Raw genomic sequence first — 20,477 nt, 5'->3', positions numbered from 1 at the left:
GGGCCCTATGACTCTTCGGCGGCGCGCTCGTACAGGCGTGCGGCGCGGAGGGGGTCGTTGTTCCTTGAGTACAGTTCCGCCGCGACCGCGTACTGTCCCGCGCGCTCGGCCGCGTAGGCCTCGTCGCGCCAGTCGGGCGGGGTGTCGCGCGGCCGGCGGTTGAAGACTCGGTCCCAGCCCGAAGGTCGCCGCGCGGGGGATTGCGGCCTGGTCGGTGTCACCTGCTCGTCGATGTCCCGCAGCTCGGCCGCGACCGATCGGGGCAACTGCTCGTCCAGCGGAGGTACGGGTCCAGCCCAGAGCCGCCACACCGGCAGGCGCGTCTCCAGATCGAACGCGAGGACGACCGAGGCGAGCAGGACGAGCGCGGTCGAGGAGTCGGTGGGGAACAGGGCACCTCGCGCCGTCGCCGGGAGCAGGGGGTCGATGCGGCGGCCCAGGGGAACGTACAGGCCGCCGGGGCCGACGCAGTGCAGGGGTTCGCCGACCGGCAGGTGCTCCAGCAGTCCGCCGGGTGCGGTGAGGAGGTGCCGGTCCCGGCCGCGTACCAGGAAGGCGGACTCCGACAGCTGTTCCCCGGCCAGGAGTCGCGGCAGGCATTCGAGGTCCGCGTCGTCGAGCAGGGCGGCGTCGACCGCCACGCCGCGCGTGGGCGCGCGTACCAGGGTCAGCGTCCGCGGGGCCGGTTCGCTGTGGGCGTCGTACGGCTGGGCGTGTCCGGAGGCGGGGCCGATGTCCGGGAGCGTGTGGTCCTCGCCGCGCCGGACGAGAGCCGCCCCCTCGGCCGCCTCCGCCAGCGGGCGCAGGCGGGAGCAGCCGTACCCCGGTCCGGCGAGCACCCAGACGCCGTCGTCGACCAGCGTGGCCAGGGAGCGGTCCGACAGCGGGGTGCCGGTTCCGTGCTGCACGAGCAGCGTCTCCTCGACGGACCGGCACACCAGGACGGAGGGGTCGCGTCCCAGCGCGGCCAGCAGCGCTCCGGGGACGGCGGTCTCCCGGGCGGCGCGCAGGCGCACCTCGTAGGAGATCCGCTCGGCGGTGCCGCCCTCGAACAGCGGGGTGAGCGCCACCGGCCTGTACTCCACCCGTAGCCGCAGGTCCAGGGCCCGGCGGACCACACCCGGCACCAGGTGCCCGGGGAGCAGCAGCACCGCCTCGCGCAGCGGCCCGCGGCGGGCGGGATGCAGCCCGGCCCGCCGCACCAGGTCCGTCACGGAGACGGAGACGAGGTCGCCGAGGGTGGTGAGGCCGGCGCGGGCGGGGGAGGCTCCGGACACGGCCTCCCGGCCGGGGGCGTCGGGAACGAGCCTGTCCCCCGACAGGACGTGGAGCCTGCCGGAGCAGACGGCGGCCATCTCCCTGCCCACCTCCAGGGGCAGGTCGCTCCGCACCCACCAGTGGTCTCCCGGTCCGCCGCGCGCGCAGCCGACCGTGCCGATCGGCCGGCCGCCGGACAGCTGCTCGGCGAAGACCAGTGCCGCCGAGGCCGTCTCGAAACGTACGAGGACCCGCACCGCGCCGGACGCCTGCCGGCTCGGCGGCGGGTCCGGCGGGACGGAGGGGGGCTGCTCGGGAAGCGCCCTCACCTCACCCGTCGCCCGGCGGGGGCGTCCCGTGCCGTCCGGTGTTCCGGGTCCCGGCGTTCGTCGCTCTGACATCGATCGTCCTCAGGCAGGCTGTCGGACCGGCTCGGTTCCGGCCGGGATGATTAGTTCGGTTCCCAGTACGCGGAGAGCCCACTGCGCCCAGCGCGTCGCGGCTCCGTGCCGGCGCCCGCGCACCGACGCCGCGTACACCAGCGCGACCTGGTCGTACCGTCGCAGGTGCTCGGCCAGCGCCACGGCCCACTCCTCAAGAAAGCGGTCGTACAGCGCGTCCTGGTCGGACAGTTCCGCGCAGACGTCATCGATCACCGGCGGGATCGTCTCCGCCGGTGCCCCGTCGCCGATCGCGCAGCGGGCGAGCGCGAGCCGCTGGTGGAGAGTGGGGCCGGCCTCCCTCGACGTGTTCCGGGCGATCAGGGCGCGGGCCGCCGCCGGATCGCCGGCCCGGTGGGCCAGCAGCCAGGCCGCGAGGTCGGCCTGGTTCGACCGCTCGTAGTCGAGGGCCGCCTCCCGGTACTCCCCGATGGCGGCGTACTGCTCCCCGGCCCGCCGGTACGCCCCGGCGAGCCGGTAGCAACGCGCCGCGTCGAGAGCGAGGCCCGCCCGCCTGAAGCAGTCGGCCGCCTTCTCGTACAGCTGGGGGTCAGTCACGGAGGCGCTGTTCCCTCTGCTCGCCGGCCCGTTCCGCGGCCGTCCGGGTTGTCCGGGGGGCGGCGGGTTCGGCGCCGGGGAACGTCTCCTCGATGAGGGCGTTGTTCTCCACGACGCGGGCCACGTCGGCCGCGGCGCGGTCGTGGCGCGCGTCGTGGTCGGCCAGCGGCGGCCCGTCATGGAGATCCTCGATCTGGAACATCTCGACCTCGCCGGTCTCGGCGCGGTAGCGGAACTTGACCCGGACACGCACGTCAGCCTCCTGAAGGATCAGATCTGCAGGTCGAACTCGATCTCCAGCACGCCGTTCTCGGCGCGGTGGTGGATGTTGTCGGCCCGCCTGGCCCTGGCGAAGGCGAGGACCGCGTCGCGGTACGCCTCGGCCAGGGCGTGGTGGAACCGCGTCCGCCCCTCGACGCCGACCGCCGTCAGCCGCTCGGCGGCCCGCTCGCGGAGCTCCTCCTCCCTGGCCGCCGACGCGCTCGCGAACGCCTCGTCCGCCTGCCGCGCCGCCCGTGACTCCACCTCGCCGCCCGCGCTCGCCTCGGCGGCCCGCCTGGCCTCGGCGCGGCGCGCCTCGGCCGCCTCCGCCAGGGACCGCTCCAGGTCCTGTTCCGCGGCACGCCGGGCGTCCTGCTCGGTGACGCCGCCCCAGTTGTCGTCGTAGTAGGTGCCGACCCCCTCGGCCTCGACCGTGTCGGTCACCCGGGTCTCCACCACGCTGGACGCCTCACCGACGCCGGTGACCTCGCCCGACACCCGGGCGACGATCTCCAGCTCGCGGGTGCCGGGGTCGAAGGCGATCAGCCCTCCGTCGAGCTCGTGCCGGAAGACGCCGTCGTCGCCCCGCGTCCAGCCCTCCGTCCTGGCGAGTACGGCGGTGAGGGCGGTCAGAGTCGGGCCGCCCACCGTGGACGCCAGCGGTTCCCTGACCCGCGCCTCCCCGACGGTCCGGCCGCTCCTGGTGACCTGGCGGCGCACCTCCTGTCCCCATGCCTCGGCGAGTTCGCGCGTCGCCCGGACGCGCACCCGGCGTGGATTGCACATCAGCCCAGTCCTTCCCTGCCGAATCGTTCTCCCAGGAGGGTGAGGGTCGTGCGGTGCTCCCGCTTCACCCGCTCCAGCGCGGCCTCCTCGCCGGGATGGTCACGCCGCAACTCGGTGACCAGCCGCTGGATCCGCCGGATCAGCTCGCGCAGCTCGTGCTCGGTACCGACCTGTCCGCGCCGCGTCACGATCTCGTCCAGGTCGACCTGGACGATCTCGTACACCTCGCGGACGCGGCCGCCGGGCTCGTCGACCGGCACGCCGTGGTCGGAGACGATGCGGCGCAGCGACTCCTCGTCCTCGGGGGCCGTCCAGAGATGGATCAGGTACGCCAGATCCGAGAGTTCCGCCCTCGACCGGCCCGCCAGCAGCGCGGACGCCGCGAAGATCTTCTGTGCCTTCACCGCCCGCCGGTCGGAGAAGGCGATCCCCTCCCCGCGCAGCACCCGCATGATCTCCATGTACCGGTCGAGTACGGCCGTGAGGTCGATCTCCCCGACCGCCCGCTGGAGACTTCTCAGGTCGGGCGCGGAGATCGGGGCGTACAGGCGGTTCCCGTGCGGATCCGCCGCCGCACCATCGGCCTGGATCCTCTGACGTTCCGCCTTCCATCCGAGCGCCAGGACCTCCTCCACCTGCTCGTCGTCCACGTAGTCCAGGTTGCAGCGCAGCAGGAACCGGTCGCTGAAGGCGGCCAGCACGGGATCGTCGGGGATCTCGTTGGACGAGCCGACCAGGGTGATCAGGGGGGTCGTCCCGCTGGTCCGCCCGTCGTGGAAGGTCCGCTCGTTGATCAGTGTCAGCAGGGTGTTGAGGATGGCGGAACTGCCCTGGAAGACCTCGTCGAGGAAGGCGACGCGGGCGGTGGGCAGCATCCCCTCGGTGTTGATCTCGTAGACGCCGTCCTGCTGGAAGCGTTTGACGTTGATCGGCCCGAAGATCTCCGCGGGTTCGGTGAACCGGGTCAGGAGGTACGTGAACGGCTTGGTCTCGAGCATTCCGCAGAAGTCGTTGAGCAGCCTGGTCTTGGCGGTCCCCGGAGGGCCGATCACCAGGACGTGCTCGTTGCACAGCGCCGCGATCCCCAGGAGGTCGATGACCCGGTCCCGGCCCACGAAGCGTTCCTTGACCTCGTTGAGCCGCTGCGCGTAGGTGCGAGCCAGCATGCGTGCCGGGCGGGTCGTGTCGCTCACGATGTGGTGCCGTTCCCTTCGCCGTCGTGCGAGGCGGGCGTTCCCGCGTGGTGTGCCCGGTCTGTGGTGTGCGCCGCGTTTGTCGTGCCGGGTGCGTCCGTCGCGCCGGGAGCGTTCGCCGGGCCTGTCTCGTCCGCGTCGTCCGCCGGGCCCGCCTGGGTCTCCCACAGGATCTGGGGGCGTCTTCTCTCCCCGGACGCCGGTCTCGCGCGCCCGTTCTGGTCTTCCTTGTCGATGTCGCGTTGCTGCTGGGCCCAGCGCAGCCTCCCGACGAGCTCCCCGAGGTGCCGGGCGTCGGGCTCGCGCCCCTGGCCGACCAGCTGCTCGGCACGGGCGTTCCTGAAGATCGAGCGGATCTCGTCGCCGTTCATGCCCTCGGTCGCGCGGGCGATCGTCAGCAGCAGGCGCTCGCTGACGTCCACCCCGAAGTGCTCGGCGTGCACCTTCGCGATGGCGAGACGGGCGGGCTCGTTCGGCAGGTCGATCTTGATCGGTTTGAACCGGCTCGGCCGCAGCAGCGCGTCGTCGATGATGTCGATCCTGTTCGTCGTGCCGATGATGAGCACGGGCACCTCCGGCCGGAAGCCGTCGAGCTCGGTGAGGAGCTGGGCGACGATCGCGTTGCCCGCTCGGCTGCCGCCGTCGTCGCGGCCGGTGCGCTTGCCCGCGATGGAGTCGAACTCGTCGAAGACGAGCACCGCGGGAGCGTTGCGGCGCGCCTCGGTGAACAGGTCCCTGAGCTTGCGCTCGCTCTCGCCGACGTACATGTCGGTGATCTCCGGCCCCGAGACCACCAGGATCGTGGCGTCCAGCCGGCTGGCGATCGCCTTGGCGAAAAGGGTCTTACCGGTGCCCGGCGGGCCGTGGAAGATGAAACCGCGCGGTATCAGGTCGTGTCGCAGATGTTCCGGCACATTGTGCTCGGCGGCCGCGGCACCACTGATGATCTTCAGTGCCTGCTTCAGCTCCTCCTTGACGTCGTCGTAGCCGCCGATGGAGTCCAGAGACACGTTCGGCACGTCGAAGGCGCTGGAGGTGCGCGCCTTGAAAGTGCGCAACTCCTGCAGGAGACCCGCGAAGGTGGGGGCCTCGCGAGGCCCGGCCAGGTCGGGCCTGAGGCTGGTGAAGGTGGGGCCGCTGCCCGGCACCTCCACCGACTCGCTCGCCATCCGGTGCTGGTGGTGGGCGAAGAGCATGCCGTGCCGCAGCCGTACGGCGTTCATGCCCGCGATGTGCTTGTACAGGACGGCCGGGTCGAATCCGGTGAAGAGTTCGGCCTCCTCGCGGGTGACCAGGGCCCGTCCGATGGGGACCGCCCTGCCGTCCGCCCCCCGTACCTCGCGCGGGAGGATGTCCATCGCCAGCCGTACGGCGAACCTGTTGGCGAGCACCTCGGGGATGACGAGCGAGGGGTCGGTGAAGGCCAGGATCACCCGCTCGCTGTGTTCGTACAGCAGGTCCGTGAGCTCCCTGGCCTCGCCGCTGAGTGAGGCGTCGCTGCCGCCCGCCAGCAGGTCGAGCTGGGGGATCACCACCAGATCCCCGGGCACGCTCTCCACGACGGCCTTCTCCAGCCCGGCCATGAGCTCGGATCGGCGCCCGCCTCCCAGCAGCGGGTTCGACTCGGCCCTGTCGAGGCCCGACGGCACCCGGATCCGCCGGAAGGGCTTGCCCGACATGGCGGCGATCTGTTGCGCGAGGTGCTCCACCAGGAGTTTCTCGCAGCGGACCAGCACCGAGAGGCCGCTCTCCAGGTAGGAGGCCGCCGTGCTCATCTCCCTGGCGTGGGCGATGAGCACGGCCTGGCGCTCGCTCAGCAGCTCAGGGTGGGCGTCGGTGACCGGCGGCACCCGATCGTCCTCTTCCGGGTCCGTACGGGGATCGGTCTCGGGTGGGGGAACGGTTCCGTCGCCCTCGCCGGGGATGCCCGCGGAGAAGGCGGCCAGGCTCGTTCCCGGTGGCAGGAACAGCGGGGTGCCGGGCTCCGCCCGGACCACCTCGATCAGCAGACTGCGCACGAGCAGCCCGAGGACGGCGGGTTCCAGAGGCTGGAGGGAGAGGGCCGGCAGGTCGCGCAGCAGCGCTCTGAGGGTGAGCTCGGGTTCGTCCGTCTCAGCGAGGATGTAGCGGTCGCTGAACGCGCCGGGGTCGGCCGGCGCGAGGGTGATCGTGCGTTTCCTCGTCATCGGGCGCCCACCTTGTCGAGGTTGTGGAATCGGACGAGTTGGAGTGCCTGCTCGTGTCCCTGGAGGAGGGGGCGTACGCGTGCGAGCTCCGTGCCGGAGCGGACCGCGGAGAACAGCGGGGCCCAGAACTCGACGGTGGCGATGGCGAGCGGATCCGGCGGTCCGAGCCTGTTGAGCGCGCGCCGGGCCCAGCTCAGCCGCCGGTCCCATTCGGCTCCGTGCCGCGACCGCGCCAGGCAGTGGATGTCCAGGACCGCGTCGGGGTGATCGGCGCGGAGCCTGCGCATGAGCTCGACACGCCAGCTCAGCACGGTGTGGTCCGGGGACCAGGACGCCAGGCCCGCGGCGAGCGTCGCCGCGCCGCGCGGCCGGGCGAGCAGCTCGACCGCCGTCGCGACCTCCTCACCGGTGGCCCGCGCGGCCAGCTTCCTCAGCGGCGGCCGGTGGAGCACTGCGCTCAGCGGTGAGACGCGCAGCAGGATCTCGTCGAGCGGTTCGGGCTCGTCGCCGTCGCCGGACACCGTCGTGGACACGGTGGTAGTGGTGCCGGAGGACGGGGGCGGGGGGCGCCAGTCCCGGAGCACGGCCGCCACCAGCCCGTGCAGGGCGACGAGGTCGTACCAGCGCGGCCCGATGGCCCGGCGCCCGGCTGGGCGGGCGAGTTCGGCGAGCCGTCGCGCGGGCTCCGGCTGTCCCCGGCCCCCCACAGCCGCGGCCAGGAAGACCGTGCCCAGCCCTATCGTGGTCGCGTCGCCCGGTGCCGGAACCCCGATCCCGAGCGTGGCCGCCGTCCGCCGGGCCAGCTCGCCCGCCAGCACGCGGGTCGCCCGCCCGGGACGGCCCAGTCGCGCCGTCTCCCACAGGGGGCCGCTGGGCAGGGTTCCCTCCCGCGTCACGGCCCACCCCAGCACCCGCTGGGCGGTGATCTCGGCGTTCATTCGCTCGCCGTTAGATAAGGAGCTTTTGCCATGATTTTTCCGTTATTTCGGTAAAAACGGAGCGTTCTGCCGTTATCGGAAATATTGACCAGAGCGGCCACCTGCCACGGCTGGCGGAAGATCGACCGATGGAGATCGACATCGACGGAGGAGAGCCCTAGCGAATCCGTCGCGGGGAAGAGATGTGTGTGATACCAGCCCAGCAGTTTCTCGCCGCGCCCCCGGGTGACGATCTGCTCGTTGATCCGCAGGAAACTCTCCCCGGTGAAGGTGAAGTTCAGCATCGACGCTCCGGTGCGTTCAGCTTGAATGACCGCATTCACTTGGACGAGGTACCCCCCCTCCCGGTTTACGTCGCGAAAAACATTTCCCGCGAGAAAACCCCCCTCCTCCACCTCTGAGGAGAACGGCAGCGTCTCGGCGAACGCGGTACGGATCTCCTCGGTCATCACGACGCGTATCGGGGACTCCGGATCGGCCGCGTTCCCGTCTCCGTCCTCGGGCACGGCCACCCCCAGCTCCGCCAGCCCGGCCCAGGGCGGTTCGGGCTCGGCCATCTCCTCCAGCCGGAACAGCCGCGCCCGCCGGGGACGTGCCGCGACACCGATCTCGTTGGCCACCCGCGGGGCGGGACGCACCAGCGGGATCCGGTCGAGTGCCTGTCCCCGGACACCGAACCCCCAGTGGGTCGTCTCGGGGTCGCGCGCCGCCAGCATGCTTCGCAGCGGTTGAGCGATGATCTCCCGTACGGGATGGGGATGCCGGTACAGGAGCTGCCCGTCCCTGCGGATCTGGACCTGGACGTAGCCGTGGCTGGACCGCAGGTTCACCACCGACGGCGTGCCGGACAGGGCGGCCTTGTCGCTCACGCCCAGGAAGAGGAGCCTGAACGTGACCCTTCCCTCTGCGGCCTCCCCGATCACCGGCCTGAAGAACTCGTGAAGCAGCGGCAGGAGCGGGATCTCGCCGTCGGGAAGATAGTCGTCGCTCTTGAAGATCTGGATCGTGAGGCTCATGCGTCCGGACTGATCACATTGCGGTAGTGGCCCGGCGCCCGGGGTGCCGAGAAGGCCATCATCCCGCCGATCTTCTGGATGCGTTCCTGGCCCGTCAGCGAAACCGCCCACAACGCCGCCTCTTCGTCGTAGTAGTCCCCGCGGATTCTCGGTCCGCCGGCGTCGAGATCCTCGGAGAGCACGAACACGCTGTAGTTGCGGAAACCGGCGATGTCACGCAGCGTCGCGCACAGCTCGCCGAAGTCCAGTGACGGGCTGTACGACTCGGCGAGAGTGCCCAGGCACACCAGCCCCTGCATGTGCGGTCTTCTCCGCAGGGCCTCGCACTCGTAGGTCGGGAAGACGTTCGGGTGGAAGATCGGCGACTCCCAGAAGACCTGGGGCGCGGTCAGCGGGAACTGGGTGCAGAGAAGGATCGACACGATGTGGTGGCCGATGTCCAGGGGCTCGGTCTCCCGAGACACCGGCGGCCCGAAACTCCGGCCCTCGAACCTGATCTCGTACTCGGTGGGGAGTTCGGTGGAGTTGGACCGGACGACGAAACCGGGCCGCGCCCTGGCGTATGCCCGGATCTGGTTGCGCGCCCGGGACAGCGCGTCCTGCCGGTCGAGCGGGTTGATCGCGGCGGCCGTCGCCTGGAAGCCCACGCGGAGCAGGTCGTCCTCCCCGATGCCCTCCTCGTGCAATGTGTTGTCCGGGTTCGTCCGCTCGCCCTGCCCTGCGGGCCCGACCTTGTCGACGACCGTCGGCCGGTCGCCGGACGGCAGGCCCCCGTTCTCCCGGTACTGTTCGACGATCTCCTCGGCGAGGTTGCCGACCGTCTGCTGCGCCGGGGCGTCGGTGACGCTGAACCGTCTCCCGTCAGGGCCCTCCACGTAGATGTGGTGGATGAGGTAGTCGGGGGCGCCGGGCGGGACGACCGTCCAGCCCAGGTCGGGGCGGTTCTCCAGGGCCAGCCGGACCGCGCCGGGATCCGTCTCGCCGAGCCGGTAGGAGACGGCGGTCGGCGTCGACCAGACCTCCCGAGGTTCCAGCCCTTCCGCGGTCAGCCACCGGGCCGTCGCCCGCCGCTCGCTCTCCGAGTCGGCCCGGACGATGACGTGGCACGCGGGAGGATCCTCGCGAGTCCCGATCCCCGCCCCCGTGCCGGCGCCGGTGCCGCCGGTGGTGAGCCCGCAGGCGGCCGCCACGCGAGTGAAGCCGGCGTTGTGGCCGTACCTGCGCAACGACGCGTTGAGCAGGAGACGATACGGCGTCGGCATGATCCCGCGGTTGAACTCCCTGAAGACGTCGTTCCAGAAGTCGAATGGTCTGTCGAAGCCGGGGACGGAGGCCATCGGGAACCCGATCGCCTCCAATATGTGGTTCGCCTCCCTCGAATTGCCGAAGGCCGAGGCCAGGGCTTCCAGGAAGATGTCCCGGCTGTCCGGGGTGAGATGGATGTCCTGCGCCCGCGGTCCCTCCCCGTCACCCGGTCCTCGCCTCATTTGAGCCGATGACATGTGAACCCACCTCCCGGCATGCCGACGATCAGAATTTCCCCCGGAGCGACGCCGAGCTCCGACAGGCCGGCCCGCGGGTCGGCGTCGCGCAGATGCTCGCTCGATCTCCCCCTGACGAGTGCCCCGCAACGCCCGCACGTGACGGGGGCGCCGTCCGCGACGCCGCCGGTCGTCCTGCCCGGCCTGCCCGGCGTCTCGGCCGGTGCCGTACCCGTGGCGTCGGCGGCTGTCGCTTCGGCGGCGCCGGTGATCGTCTCGCTCGCGGTGCCGGTGGGCATCGTGCGGGGCGTTTCCCGGCTCTCCTCACGGCAGCGGGGGCAGCGGCCGGGCAGCGGGAACGCCTGCCAGGTCACCGGGTCCGAACCCGGGGAAAGCGTGTCCAGGAACCGGGCGACGGTGGCCCGGTTGTCGAGGGACGACCGCTCCACAGGACCGCTCAGCGGCCGGTGCAGCGGGCACCCGGGGTCGCGCCTGATCGCGACCGGCGCGGTGCGCCCGCCGATCGCGTCGATGCTCAGGACCCGGTACGGGGGAGGCTCGCCGAACAGCAGGCGGAGCGCGGCGAGCGTCAGCCACGAGGCGACCAGCGCGGTGGTGGCGATCGTGGCGGTCTCGGGCCCGGCACCGGCCGGCTCGGAGCAGCTCCACGGCAGGTCGCTCGCGCCGCGCTGGTGCGGCGTCAGGGTGCACGCGTAGCAGGCCTCCTCCGGCGAGACGCGCACCCGCACCTCGCCTCCCCACGGGTGGGTGCCACCGTCCAGCAGGGGGGCGCCGACCAGCGCGCACCGGCCCAGCAGCCGCATGCGGGCCTCGATCGTGTCGACGCAGCCGACCACCACGTCCGCGTCGGCGAGCTCGCCGAGACCGATCCCGGAGACGAGGTCGGTGGCGCGCGTCTCGACCTCCAGGCCGGGCACCAGGCGGCGGAGCGCCCCGGCCGCGGCGGTCACCTTCGGACTGCCGACGTCGCCGGGGCCCAGAAGCACCGTGCGGCTCAGATTGGTGGTCGACACGGTGTCGGGGTCGCACAGGATGAGCCGTCCCACCCCGGCGAGCGCCAGGTTCTTGGCCGTCTCGTTGCCGAGCGCCCCCACGCCCGCGATGACGGCGGTCGCCGCCGCGAGACGCTCCTGGTCCCAGCCGGGGATCGTCCGCTGCCTGGCGAACCGGTCCGCCGTCTCCGGCCCGGCCTTCTCCGGCCTGGTCACCTCGGAAACGGTCACCTCGGGCATGATCACCGGTCCCCCGCGCGGACGATCCGGGTCTGCGTCACCGGGCATACGGTGAGTCCTCCGGACGGTTGCCACCGCTCCCAGCAGGGCAGCCCGATGGCCGGGTCACGATGGACCGCCGCCTCGCACCTCGGGGCGTCCGGGCTGCAAGGGCACACGACGACGTACTCGCCCGCCCGGAAGGTGTGACCGCAGAAACCGCAGCCCCGCGGCTTCCCCGCCGCACCCCTCCTGGGGATCCTCCAGTCTCCGGCGGCCAGCCGCGAGATCGGCACCGTGGGAGGCCAGGTGCTCAGCAGACCGATCGAGAACTCCGCGACCTCGTTGTCCGGGTCCTTCGGATCCTCCCTGACGGTTCCTGGGTCGTCCGGCCGGCCGGTTCCGCACTCCAGCGCCCGTTCGGCGTGCCGGACCGTCCCGGTCTCCTCGTCCACCAGCACCCGGTCACCGCGCCGGAACGTGTGGCCGCAGGTCGTGCAGAACAGGTGGTTCCACCATGAGGAGGGGTTCGTCGTGGCCGCGCCGCGGTTCGCCGCGCCGGACGCGGGCTGGGGATCGAGGCCCAGCCGGAGGCCGCGAAGGAACTCGCCCTCCTCGCCGGGATCACGAGCGTGGAGAAAACCGCTCTCCCCGTCCGGAGCGTGGGAACGCGCGGAGCCGGTCTCCGCACCGGAATCCGCGGAAGCGCCCGCGTCGTCTACCCGCACAGCATCTGCTCCATCGTGTCGCCGCCGAGTGCGGTCAGGAGTGCCTCCACCGCCTCCGGACGCATGCCGTCTCCGAGTAATTCGACACCCGACTCGGTCACTGTGATTCGCAGCTTTACCAGACCGCCGTCCGGATACCGGCCGTATTCCGAGGCGTCGATGAGATCCGGCAGGGACTCCACGAATTCGTATGTGGTCTCTCCGCCGTCTTTGTCGTCGCGAGGGCTTTCTGAATGTCGGACCGTCATGGATCCCCCCATCGACCGGGAACCTGCTTCGCGCATCGCGGACACCGATCGCCCGTGATGTGATTTTCCATTGTTTCCCATATTCCGCGTTCCACGAGCATCGTTTCGCAAACCGGGCACCGGGTGTGGCGGCCTTCCGCGCCCAGAGCCCTCTCCACGTAGACGAAGTCCAATCCCGATTCACGTCCGATTTCCCGGGCCGCGTTTAATTCGGACGGCGCGGTTGGCGAATGGCGACGCATCCGAAAGTCCGGTGTGAAGCGCAGGAGATGCCAGGGGACTTCCCGCCCGAGTCCGCGCAGCCAGCCGGAGATCCGGCGCAGGGCCGCCGGCTCCGCAGAGGTGCCCGGGATCAGCGGCGTGCTCACCTCGACCCACACACCCGCCGCGAGGAACCGCTCGACGGCGTCCAGCACCGGCTTCAGCGGAGCGCCCGTGAGGCGTCTGTGCTCGGCCTCGCCCCCCGCCTTCACGTCGATGTTCACCGCCGTGAGCGCCGGTGCCACCAGATCGATCGCCCGGGACGTGAGGAACCCGTTGCTCTTCCACACGAGGGGCACCCCCGCGCCGTACGCGTGCTCGGCCAGTGCCAGCGTCAGCTCCGGGGCCAGCCCCGGCTCGGCGTAGGACAGGCCCACCGCCGCCCCCGCCGCGACGGCTTGCTCCACCAGTTCGCCAGGACGCGCCGGATCGCCGATCCACGGCACCGTGTCCACCCGGCCGTACTGCGACAGGCGATGGTTGACGCAGTAGTCGCATCGGAACGTGCAGCCGGGGCCGGCGACGGTCAGCACCCGGATTCCGGGCCGTACGTGATAGAGCGGCTTGCGCTCGATGGCGTCCAGGTGGGCGGTCGCGGCGGTGAAGGTGGCCGTCTCCAGGACCCCGGCCCGGTTGCGCCGCACCTGGCACACCCCCACCTGGCCGTCGGCGAGCACACACCGGAACGGGCACAGCTCGCATCTGATTCGCCCGCCGTCGTACGGCTCTCCCAGCACGGCCTCCCGCCAGACCGGCCCGCCGGGCGTCGCGTCCGTCATGATGTGCGTCTCCGCCGTGTTCATCGCGTCCGTCACGGCAGCAGGAGGGTGTGGACGGCGGCGCGCAGCTGTTCGCGCGTGGGGTCCGGCGGCAGATGCCGGTGGCGCGGGTGGCCGGGAGAGCGCGGCGCGGTCTCCGGCGGGTGGTGGGTGGTCACCAGTCGTGTCCGTTCGGTGATGAGATAGGCGTCCTGCGCGGTGTGGTGATGGGTCAGCAGCACGACCGGCCAGGGGATCTCGTGGGCGGTCTCCATCGCCCGGCGGAGCGCGGGCAGCGGTGGTTCCAGAGTCCGGGTGGACCACAGCCTCGCGAGATCCGCCGGACCGGCCAGCGGCGTCGCGACACCCGGGTCGGTCAGCGAGATCAGCGTCGGCCGCCGGTCGTGCTCCCACAGCGCGGCGGTCATGAGGTGCGCGACCATCCGGAGCACCTGCTCGGGCTGCCCGTGGGTGGGCGGGGTCGTGTCCAGCAGCAGAACGACGGGTTCCGGCGTCGGCGGGACCGGGGCGAGGTGCCTGCGGTAGAGCAGCTGGTTCTCCAGGTCGCGCAGCGCCATCAGGTCGGGAGGCAGAGCCAGCTGGGTGCCCAGCAGCGCGGTGAGCGGCCCGTGGCGGGTGATGTCCGCCGTGCCGGGGCTGTAGCGGGAGGTTCCCGCGCCGCTCCGCCTCACCCCCGCCTTTTCGCGCGCGGCGGGAGCCGCCAGGAACCGGAGCTGCCGCTGGTTCAGCGCGGGCAGTTGCGGGATCCGGTGGGCGAGCCGCAGCGGCAGCAGGGGATCGGCCGCGCACGCGGCGGGCCCGAGAATCGTCAGCAGGGTGATCGTACGAGCGGTGATCTCCTCCGCGGCGCTCGCCAGCTCGGCCATGTCCGTTCCCGCCGGTCCCCACCGGCTCCCCGGCCCGTCCACGGAGGCCGCGAGCGCGGCCCGCAGTGCGGGCGGCTCCGCCTCGGCGGGCGGGACGTAGCGGTCCTGCGGGGTGAGGCCGCCGACGAGCAGCGCCGCGAAGGCGAGCCTGGCCCTGCGAGGCCATCCCAGGTCACGCAGCCGCCGGATGCCGGGCCGCTCGGCCAGCGTCCCGAGGCGCCCGTCGTTCAGCACCGGCTCTCCCGTCCACCGGGGACCGGTGAGCGCGACGAGGTCGTCGATCAGCCCGAGCGGTGGCCACAACCCGGCACCGCCGAAGGCGAGAAGGGCTTCGGCGGGGATCCCCGGCCTGCTGCGAGGACGTGCTTGCCGAGCCGGCGGGGCGTGACCGACCGGGGGGTCGAGGCGCACTTCCCAGAGGCGCGCGGGGCTGTGGATCGGGTCTTGGCCACGTGCCACGGCGAGAAGCAGCCGCCTGTCGGGGAGCAGCGCCCAGTCGATCCCCTCGGGGTAGGCGCCGTGAATTGGGAGCTGGTACAGCTCGGTACCGGTGTGTCCGTCCCAGATGTGTGCGGTGCCGTTGCCGCTCGCGGTGGCGAGGAGGAGTCGTTCGTCGGGGAGGGTGGCCCAGGCGGCGGAGTAGACCTCGTTGGTGTGGTGGGTGAGGGTGTGCAGGAGAGCGCCGGTGTGGCCGTCCCAGATGCGTGCGGTGCCGTCGTGGCTGGTGGCGGCGAGGAGGAGTCGTCCGTCGGGGAGGGCGGCCCAGGCGACCGAGACGATCGCGTCTGTGTGTTCGGTGAGGGTGTGCAGGAGTGCTCCGGTGTGTCCGTCCCAGATGCGTGCGGTGCCGTCGGCGCCTGCGGTGGTGAGGAGGAGTCGTCCGTCGGGGAGGGCGGCCCAGGCGGACGACCTGACCGCGCCGGTGTGTCCGGTGAGGGTGTGCAGGAGTGTGGCGGTGTGTCCGTCCCAGATGCGTATGGTGCCGTCGTCGCTCGCGGCGGCGAGGAGGAGTCGTCCGTCGGGGAGGGCGGCCCAGGCGACGGACCAGACCGCGCCGGTGTGTCCGGCGAGGGTGTGCAGGAGTGCTCCGGTGTGTCCGTCCCAGATGCGTGCGGTGCCGTCGTCGCTCGCGGCGGCGAGGAGGAGTCGTCCGTCGGGGAGGGCGGCCCAGGCGACCGAGGTGGCCGAGCCGGTGTGAGCGAGGGTGTGCAGGGGTGTGGCGGTGTGTCCGTCCCAGATGCGTGCGGGGTTGTCGAGGCTTGCGGTGGCGAGGAGGAGTCGTCCGTCGTCAAGCGCCACGCATGCGACCCTGTCGGTTTCCTCCGATCCCAGATCGGCTGACAAGTTGGTCGGAGTTATCTCTTCGACGTTCTCCAGGACGGTTCGCGGTGTGGCGGCCGAGTCGGATGGATGGCCGGGGGCCGGAGACAAGGAAGTCGGGCGCGGGGATGGGGCGAGTTGGATGTCCCACATGTGGACCTCGCTTGACATGCTGCCCGCCACGAGTAATCCCTCGTTGGGGAGAGGGACCCAGTCGACGGAGTGGATCGCGTCGGTGTGTTCGGTGAGGGTGTGCAGGGGGGTGGCGGTGTGTCCGTCCCAGATGCGTGTGGTGCCGTCGAAGCTTGTGGTGGCGAGGAGGGCGCGTCCGTCGGGGAGGGTGGCCCAGGCGACGGAGTAGACCGGGCCGGTGTGGGTGAGGGTGTGCAGGGGGGTGGCGGTGTGTCCGTCCCAGATGCGTGTGGTGCCGTCGAAGCTTGCGATGGCGAGGCGGAGTTGTCCGTCGGGCAGGGTGGCCCAGGCGACCGAGCCGACTTGGCGGGTAAGGGTGTGCAGGGGTGTCGCGGTGTGACCGTCCCAGATACGTACGGTGGTGCCGCCTGCGGTGGCGAGGCGGAGTTGTCCGTCGGGGAGGATGGCCCAGGCGACGGACCTGACCGGGCCGGTGTGTGCGGTGAGGGTGTGCAGGAGGGTGCCGGCGTGGCCGTCCCAGATGCGTGCGGTGTGGTCGGTGCTTCCGGTGGCGAGGCGGAGTTGTCCGTCGGGGAGGGTGGCCCAGGCGACGGAGTAGACCGAGCTGGTGCGGTGGGTGAGAGTGTGCAGGAGGGTTGCGGTATGGCCGTCCCAGATACGTGCGGTGTAGTCATAGCCTGCGGTGGCGAGGCGGAGTTGTCCGTCGGGGAGGGTGGCCCAGGCGACCGAGTAGACCATGCTGGTGTGGTGGGTGAGAGTGTGCAGGAGGGTTGCGGTATGGCCGTCCCAGATGTGTACGCTGCCGTCGGTGCCTGTGGTGGCGAGGCGGAGTTGTCCGTCGGGGAGGGCGACTCCGGCCAGAGCTCGTATCTCCGTCCTGCCGGTGGACCACATCCCGACCTCGGTCACGGCGCTGACGGTCACCGGTCCGATTGCTTCCTGAGGCCCGCTGTCGGCTGAGTGCGTGGTGCGCGCCCTGATCGTCGCCGCGTGGGCCTCGGCCCAGGCAGCGATCGCCGGATCGAAGCCCGCGTTCATCCCGGCCCCCGTTCCGGCAGGACGACGAGGCCGGTCAGCACGCCGGTGCAGGAGTGGTCGGTGTTCACGGCGTCCCTGGCGGCGTTCCGCGCGGCCCGGCCGAGGTCGGGAATCCGGTGCAGATCCTCGTAGAGGTGCCGGGCGAAGGCGATCGCGCACGCGTCGTCAAGCTCGCCGCGATGGGCGATCACCTGATCGGCGACCTCGGTGAAGCGGGACGCGATCTCCACGCTGTGGCACGAGCCGAGGACGAGGCCCCGCAGGTGGCCTCCTTCGGCCTCCCGGTGGTGCCGGAGCGTCTCGACGACGTCGCCGGCGGGCACCGGGTGCTCCCCGCCGTGCACGTCTTCGAAGATCAGGTTCTTGCCGTCGCCGTGACAGCTCAGGTGCAGGATGTCCGGCTGGAACTCTCTCAGGCGTTTGAGGTCGGCGGCCTGGGCGGCCGGGCAGATCAGGACGTCCAGGTGCCCCAGCCTGGCGGCCTCCTGTATCGCCCGCGCCTCCCGGTCGGCGCGGACTCTCAGGTGACCCCGCGGGCTGGCACCCACCGCCATGACGCGCGTCGCCGTAACGGTCTCCGAGGGGTGGCGGGTCGTCTCGGGGGCCGCATCGCGCAGCGCGGCCTGGAAGACCGGGTTGTTGGGGTAGCGTTCCGCCGCCACCGCCATGAGACGGCGGCGGCCGTCCGGCATGACTCCGCGTGCGATCTCCCGCCCCACCGCCCACCAGAAGTCTCCGCCGTTGACGTCCCTCATCGCGGGGATCATGGCGGGCGGGAATCCGGCTCTGTCGAGCAGCCACCGGGCCTCGGGACCGAGCGAGAACGCTCCGGCGAGTTCAGTGATCTCCTCTGAGGTGAATTCGTCCCTCACCCGGTCACTTCTTTCTCAATGTGGTGGTCTCGTCTCCGGACGGCGCGGGCGCGCCGTGATCACAGAACGGCCGCGAGCCGCAGGGGATCGGGAAGTGTTCTCCCGTACCAGCGGAGCAGGTTTCCCTCGGTGGAGGCGTTTATCGTGACGCTGATACCGGTCGCGCTTTCCCGAGCTCCTCGTACGACCAAAATGAGGCGATATGAACCATTTATGGTCATGGTCTTGGTGCTGGTGAATGCCCATTCCGGGTTGGCGCGCAACTCGTTCCGTGCCTGGAGAAAGACCTCGGCGCGCTGCCTGGAGGTGGTCCGCCCGATCTCGCCCAGGCTCACGTCGGCGCCCAGGAGGCTCAGTTGCGGCCCCAGAGTGAACCTGCGTTCCACCTGGGCCACGTCGGTCACCTGTTTCGGCGTCATCGACCACGCCATCGGCTCGACGGAGGTGGATGTAGAGGACAGCGCCAGCTTGACGTCGGTGGTGGCCAGGCGTGGTGCCCTGGGCTCGGTGGCGAAGCTGATCGACAGGTGCACCACGTGGTAGGTGACGTGCTCGTACTCCTGCTCCACGAACGCGCGCAGGCCCGGATCGTCGGCCACGTAGTCGGGGGTGACCCGCACGGCCAGGGGGCCGCCGAGGCTGATCCGGCCGGAGAGGGGCGGAAGGTGCTCGCCGAGGGGCGGGGAGTGCTGACCACCGGGGGAGGACGGGGACTCCTCGGATCGCGCTGTGTCCAGGGATCCGAGGCTCAGGTCCTGCTCTTGGAGGGCGGGGAGAGGAATCTCGATCATTTACATCCTCGTACTGAGGGGACCGGGGAGGACTCTGGCGCGGGGCGTGACGGTATGCCTGTGGTCGACTGTAATGGGTTGATGCGCGGTGAAGCCCGCATTCTTTCCAGGGATCTGACGCGAGATCTTCCCGTTCCTTTGATGAGGCTTTTTATGCCCAAAAGTACGATTTGGGGTTAATGTGGCCACTGTCTTGATCGATGAAAGGAGAGGTCCTGGTTAAAGGGTGGGCCACAAAGATCAACTTGCGTGCCGGAGGTTTTGAGTTGTTGCCCTGCGGCGCCGTGCTGCTGTTGTCAATTCTATCTTTATGCTGATATGTCCTGCTTTATCCAGCAACAGGAAACGCTCTCTCCGGCGCGACTGGAGGTGCTGGAGACGACCGGCGGTAGTTCCCTCCACACCGGGGGCACCGTCCGCTTCCGCGCCCACTACGTCGAGCGCGGCGAGCCGGGTCACATGGAGAGCACAGCGGCTTCGCCAGGCACGCGGGCGACCGGGTGTACGTCGGGGCGCTCCAGGAATCGCGTTTCACCACGTCGTCAGGGCGCCCTGGGAACTTCGTTTTCGCCACGCCGTGGCCACGGCGGCGACGCCGGGTTCTGTCAGGTGACGAACTCCCGCGCCAGGCCCGCGGAAACACCCGGACTCCTCGCCACTTTCAACGTATAGCGGACAGGGGGGCTTGCGGCAAGACCCCGGTGGCGGTCCAGAATTCGGGGCCGTGAGCCGAACGGGCACACGGCGGACGGGGATGGACGCGTGTGCGGGCTCACGCCGACCATGCCCGGCCGATCGTGGCCGCGGCTGCCGTGGGAGGGGGAGTTTCGATGCGTGTTCTGCTGTCGACGATCGGGTCGCGCGGTGACGTCCAGCCGGTGGTGGCGCTGGCGGTGCGGTTGAGGGAGCTCGGCGAGGAGGTCCGGGTGTGCGCGCCCCCCGACTTCCGCGACTGGGTCGGCGGTCTCGGGATCCCGTTCACCCCCCTCGGCCCCGAACTGCGCTCGACCGGGAAGGCCGACCCGGCGGCGGCCCCGCCCTCGCCCGAGCAGCGGCGCCGGATGGTGGAGGACTCGATCGCCGGCCAGTTCGAGACGCTGTCGGCGGCGGCCGAAGGCTGCGACGCCATCCTGGCGGGCGGATACCTGGTGGTGGCCGCCCGCTCGGTGGCCGAGCGGATGGGGATCCGCTACGTCTTCGCCGGCTACTGCCCGGTGGCCCTGCCCTCCCCGCACCACGCGCCGCCGCCCCTGCCGATGCCGGGAGCCGTACCGGCGGACGGCACGGCCGGCAACCGCGAGCTCTGGGAGCAGGACGCACAACGCTGGAACGGCGTCTTCGGCGCCGCTCTCAACTCCCATCGGGCCTCTGTCGGCCTGGCCCCGGTCGGCGACGTGCGAGGCCACATGTTCACCGACCGGCCCTGGCTGGCCGCCGACCCGACGCTGGGACCCTGGCCCGAGCACGAGGACCCGGATGTGGTCCAGACGGGCGCCTGGATCCTGCCGGACGAGCGTCCGCTCTCCGCGGAGCTGGAGGCCTTCCTCGACGCCGGTGAGCCACCCGTCTATTTCGGCTTCGGCAGCATCCGCGCTCCGCAGGACCTCGGCAAGACGATGATCGAGACGGCCCGCGCGCTCGGCCGCCGCGCGGTCGTGCTCCGAGGGTGGGCGGACCTGGCGCCGCCGGCCGACGAACCCGACTGCCTGTCCATCGGGGAGGTGAACCAGCAGCTGCTCTTCCGGCGGGTCGCCGCGGTCGTGCACCACGGCGGCGCGGGCACCACCACCGCGGCCGCGCGAGCCGGGGCACCCCAGGTCGTCATCCCCCAGCAGTTCGACCAGCACTACTGGGCGCGGCGGGTCGACGACCTCGGAGCCGGGACCGCGCACGCGCCCGGCGCGCCGACCACCGGCTCGCTGACCGAGGCTCTCGGTCACGCTCTACAGCCGGACGTGGCGGCCCGTGCCCGATCCCTCGCCGGCGCGGTGCGCACCGACGGCGCGGACGTCGCCGCGCGGCTGCTGGTGGCCGTGGACGCGCACAGCTCATTTTGAAAAAGGTTCCGGGAGG

17 protein-coding genes are annotated in these 20,477 nt (G+C 71.3%); 1 reads left to right on the top strand and 16 read right to left on the bottom strand.

The annotated features are described in order from the left end of the window. Positions 1 to 5: 5 nt before the first annotated feature. The 16 genes from ACTOQ2_RS07885 to ACTOQ2_RS07810 all read right to left on the bottom strand — a co-directional run bounded on the left by ACTOQ2_RS07885 (position 6) and on the right by ACTOQ2_RS07810 (position 18,404). Complete coding sequence (locus ACTOQ2_RS07885; RefSeq protein ID WP_440099038.1) at positions 6 to 1,658, bottom strand: hypothetical protein; 1,653 nt, start codon at positions 1,656 to 1,658, stop codon at positions 6 to 8. Positions 1,659 to 1,667: 9 nt separating this feature from the next. Next, the gene (locus ACTOQ2_RS07880; RefSeq protein WP_440099037.1) at positions 1,668 to 2,255 is read right to left on the bottom strand and encodes a hypothetical protein; all 588 of its coding nucleotides are present in this window, start codon (positions 2,253 to 2,255) and stop codon (positions 1,668 to 1,670) included. Next, entirely contained in the window at positions 2,248 to 2,508 is a 261-nt protein-coding gene (locus tag ACTOQ2_RS07875) for a hypothetical protein (RefSeq protein WP_440099036.1), read from the bottom strand. Before ACTOQ2_RS07875 ends, ACTOQ2_RS07880 begins: the two co-directional genes overlap by 8 nt. A gap of 17 nt (positions 2,509 to 2,525) precedes the next feature. Beyond that, a complete protein-coding gene (locus ACTOQ2_RS07870) occupies positions 2,526 to 3,302 on the bottom strand; it encodes a hypothetical protein (RefSeq protein WP_440099035.1) in 777 nt (258 codons plus the stop codon). After that, positions 3,302 to 4,495, bottom strand: a complete 1,194-nt coding sequence (locus tag ACTOQ2_RS07865) for an AAA family ATPase (protein WP_440099034.1) — start codon at positions 4,493 to 4,495, stop codon at positions 3,302 to 3,304. The genes ACTOQ2_RS07870 and ACTOQ2_RS07865 overlap by 1 nt, the downstream gene beginning before the upstream one ends. Beyond that, a complete protein-coding gene (locus ACTOQ2_RS07860; RefSeq protein ID WP_440099033.1) occupies positions 4,492 to 6,681 on the bottom strand; it encodes an ATP-binding protein in 2,190 nt (729 codons plus the stop codon). The genes ACTOQ2_RS07865 and ACTOQ2_RS07860 overlap by 4 nt, the downstream gene beginning before the upstream one ends. Beyond that, complete coding sequence (locus ACTOQ2_RS07855; protein WP_440099032.1) at positions 6,678 to 7,619, bottom strand: hypothetical protein; 942 nt, start codon at positions 7,617 to 7,619, stop codon at positions 6,678 to 6,680. Before ACTOQ2_RS07855 ends, ACTOQ2_RS07860 begins: the two co-directional genes overlap by 4 nt. Then, positions 7,616 to 8,746: a JAB N-terminal domain-containing protein gene (locus ACTOQ2_RS07850; protein WP_440099031.1), complete on the bottom strand. Its 1,131-nt coding sequence runs from the start codon at positions 8,744 to 8,746 to the stop codon at positions 7,616 to 7,618. The genes ACTOQ2_RS07855 and ACTOQ2_RS07850 overlap by 4 nt, the downstream gene beginning before the upstream one ends. Next, the gene (locus tag ACTOQ2_RS07845) at positions 8,632 to 10,122 is read right to left on the bottom strand and encodes an effector-associated domain EAD1-containing protein (protein ID WP_440099030.1); all 1,491 of its coding nucleotides are present in this window, start codon (positions 10,120 to 10,122) and stop codon (positions 8,632 to 8,634) included. The genes ACTOQ2_RS07850 and ACTOQ2_RS07845 overlap by 115 nt, the downstream gene beginning before the upstream one ends. Next, a complete protein-coding gene (locus ACTOQ2_RS07840; protein WP_440099029.1) occupies positions 10,119 to 11,360 on the bottom strand; it encodes a HesA/MoeB/ThiF family protein in 1,242 nt (413 codons plus the stop codon). Before ACTOQ2_RS07840 ends, ACTOQ2_RS07845 begins: the two co-directional genes overlap by 4 nt. Before the next feature lie 11 nt (positions 11,361 to 11,371). Next, positions 11,372 to 12,076 carry a hypothetical protein gene (locus tag ACTOQ2_RS07835; protein WP_440099028.1) on the bottom strand — a complete coding sequence of 235 codons (705 nt, stop codon included), beginning with the start codon at positions 12,074 to 12,076 and terminating at the stop codon, positions 11,372 to 11,374. Continuing rightward, complete coding sequence (locus ACTOQ2_RS07830; RefSeq protein ID WP_440099027.1) at positions 12,067 to 12,324, bottom strand: radical SAM-modified peptide, FtsH ternary system-associated; 258 nt, start codon at positions 12,322 to 12,324, stop codon at positions 12,067 to 12,069. The genes ACTOQ2_RS07835 and ACTOQ2_RS07830 overlap by 10 nt, the downstream gene beginning before the upstream one ends. Next, positions 12,321 to 13,262: a radical SAM protein gene (locus ACTOQ2_RS07825; RefSeq protein ID WP_440099026.1), complete on the bottom strand. Its 942-nt coding sequence runs from the start codon at positions 13,260 to 13,262 to the stop codon at positions 12,321 to 12,323. Before ACTOQ2_RS07825 ends, ACTOQ2_RS07830 begins: the two co-directional genes overlap by 4 nt. A gap of 134 nt (positions 13,263 to 13,396) precedes the next feature. Next, positions 13,397 to 16,612 (bottom strand): hypothetical protein, encoded by a 3,216-nt coding sequence (locus tag ACTOQ2_RS07820; RefSeq protein ID WP_440099025.1) that lies wholly within the window; start codon positions 16,610 to 16,612, stop codon positions 13,397 to 13,399. A 125-nt stretch (positions 16,613 to 16,737) separates the two neighbouring features. Beyond that, positions 16,738 to 17,613, bottom strand: a complete 876-nt coding sequence (locus tag ACTOQ2_RS07815; protein WP_440099024.1) for an effector-associated domain EAD1-containing protein — start codon at positions 17,611 to 17,613, stop codon at positions 16,738 to 16,740. Positions 17,614 to 17,672: 59 nt separating this feature from the next. After that, positions 17,673 to 18,404, bottom strand: a complete 732-nt coding sequence (locus ACTOQ2_RS07810; protein WP_440099023.1) for a hypothetical protein — start codon at positions 18,402 to 18,404, stop codon at positions 17,673 to 17,675. 830 nt (positions 18,405 to 19,234) lie between these two features. Here ACTOQ2_RS07810 and ACTOQ2_RS07805 point away from each other — a divergent pair. Further along, complete coding sequence (locus ACTOQ2_RS07805; protein ID WP_440099022.1) at positions 19,235 to 20,461, top strand: glycosyltransferase; 1,227 nt, start codon at positions 19,235 to 19,237, stop codon at positions 20,459 to 20,461. Positions 20,462 to 20,477 lie beyond the last annotated feature (16 nt).

This window comes from Streptosporangium sp. H16 (assembly GCF_051918855.1).
Classification (GTDB): domain Bacteria; phylum Actinomycetota; class Actinomycetes; order Streptosporangiales; family Streptosporangiaceae; genus Streptosporangium.
Note: the sequence above shows the minus strand (reverse complement) of the source record. Positions and strands in the feature narration are given on the sequence as shown.

Bases quoted from the DNA above. Each gene is read 5' to 3' on its own strand.
- ACTOQ2_RS07870 (WP_440099035.1), bottom strand. From the start codon at position 3,302: ATGTGCAATCCACGCCGGGTGCGCGTCCGGGCGACGCGCGAACTCGCC.
- ACTOQ2_RS07860 (WP_440099033.1), bottom strand. From the start codon at position 6,681: ATGACGAGGAAACGCACGATCACCCTCGCGCCGGCCGACCCCGGCGCG.
- ACTOQ2_RS07810 (WP_440099023.1), bottom strand. From the start codon at position 18,404: ATGATCGAGATTCCTCTCCCCGCCCTCCAAGAGCAGGACCTGAGCCTC.
- ACTOQ2_RS07830 (WP_440099027.1), bottom strand. From the start codon at position 12,324: ATGACGGTCCGACATTCAGAAAGCCCTCGCGACGACAAAGACGGCGGA.
- ACTOQ2_RS07855 (WP_440099032.1), bottom strand. From the start codon at position 7,619: ATGAACGCCGAGATCACCGCCCAGCGGGTGCTGGGGTGGGCCGTGACG.
- ACTOQ2_RS07845 (WP_440099030.1), bottom strand. From the start codon at position 10,122: ATGAGGCGAGGACCGGGTGACGGGGAGGGACCGCGGGCGCAGGACATC.
- ACTOQ2_RS07805 (WP_440099022.1), top strand. From the start codon at position 19,235: ATGCGTGTTCTGCTGTCGACGATCGGGTCGCGCGGTGACGTCCAGCCG.
- ACTOQ2_RS07885 (WP_440099038.1), bottom strand. From the start codon at position 1,658: ATGTCAGAGCGACGAACGCCGGGACCCGGAACACCGGACGGCACGGGA.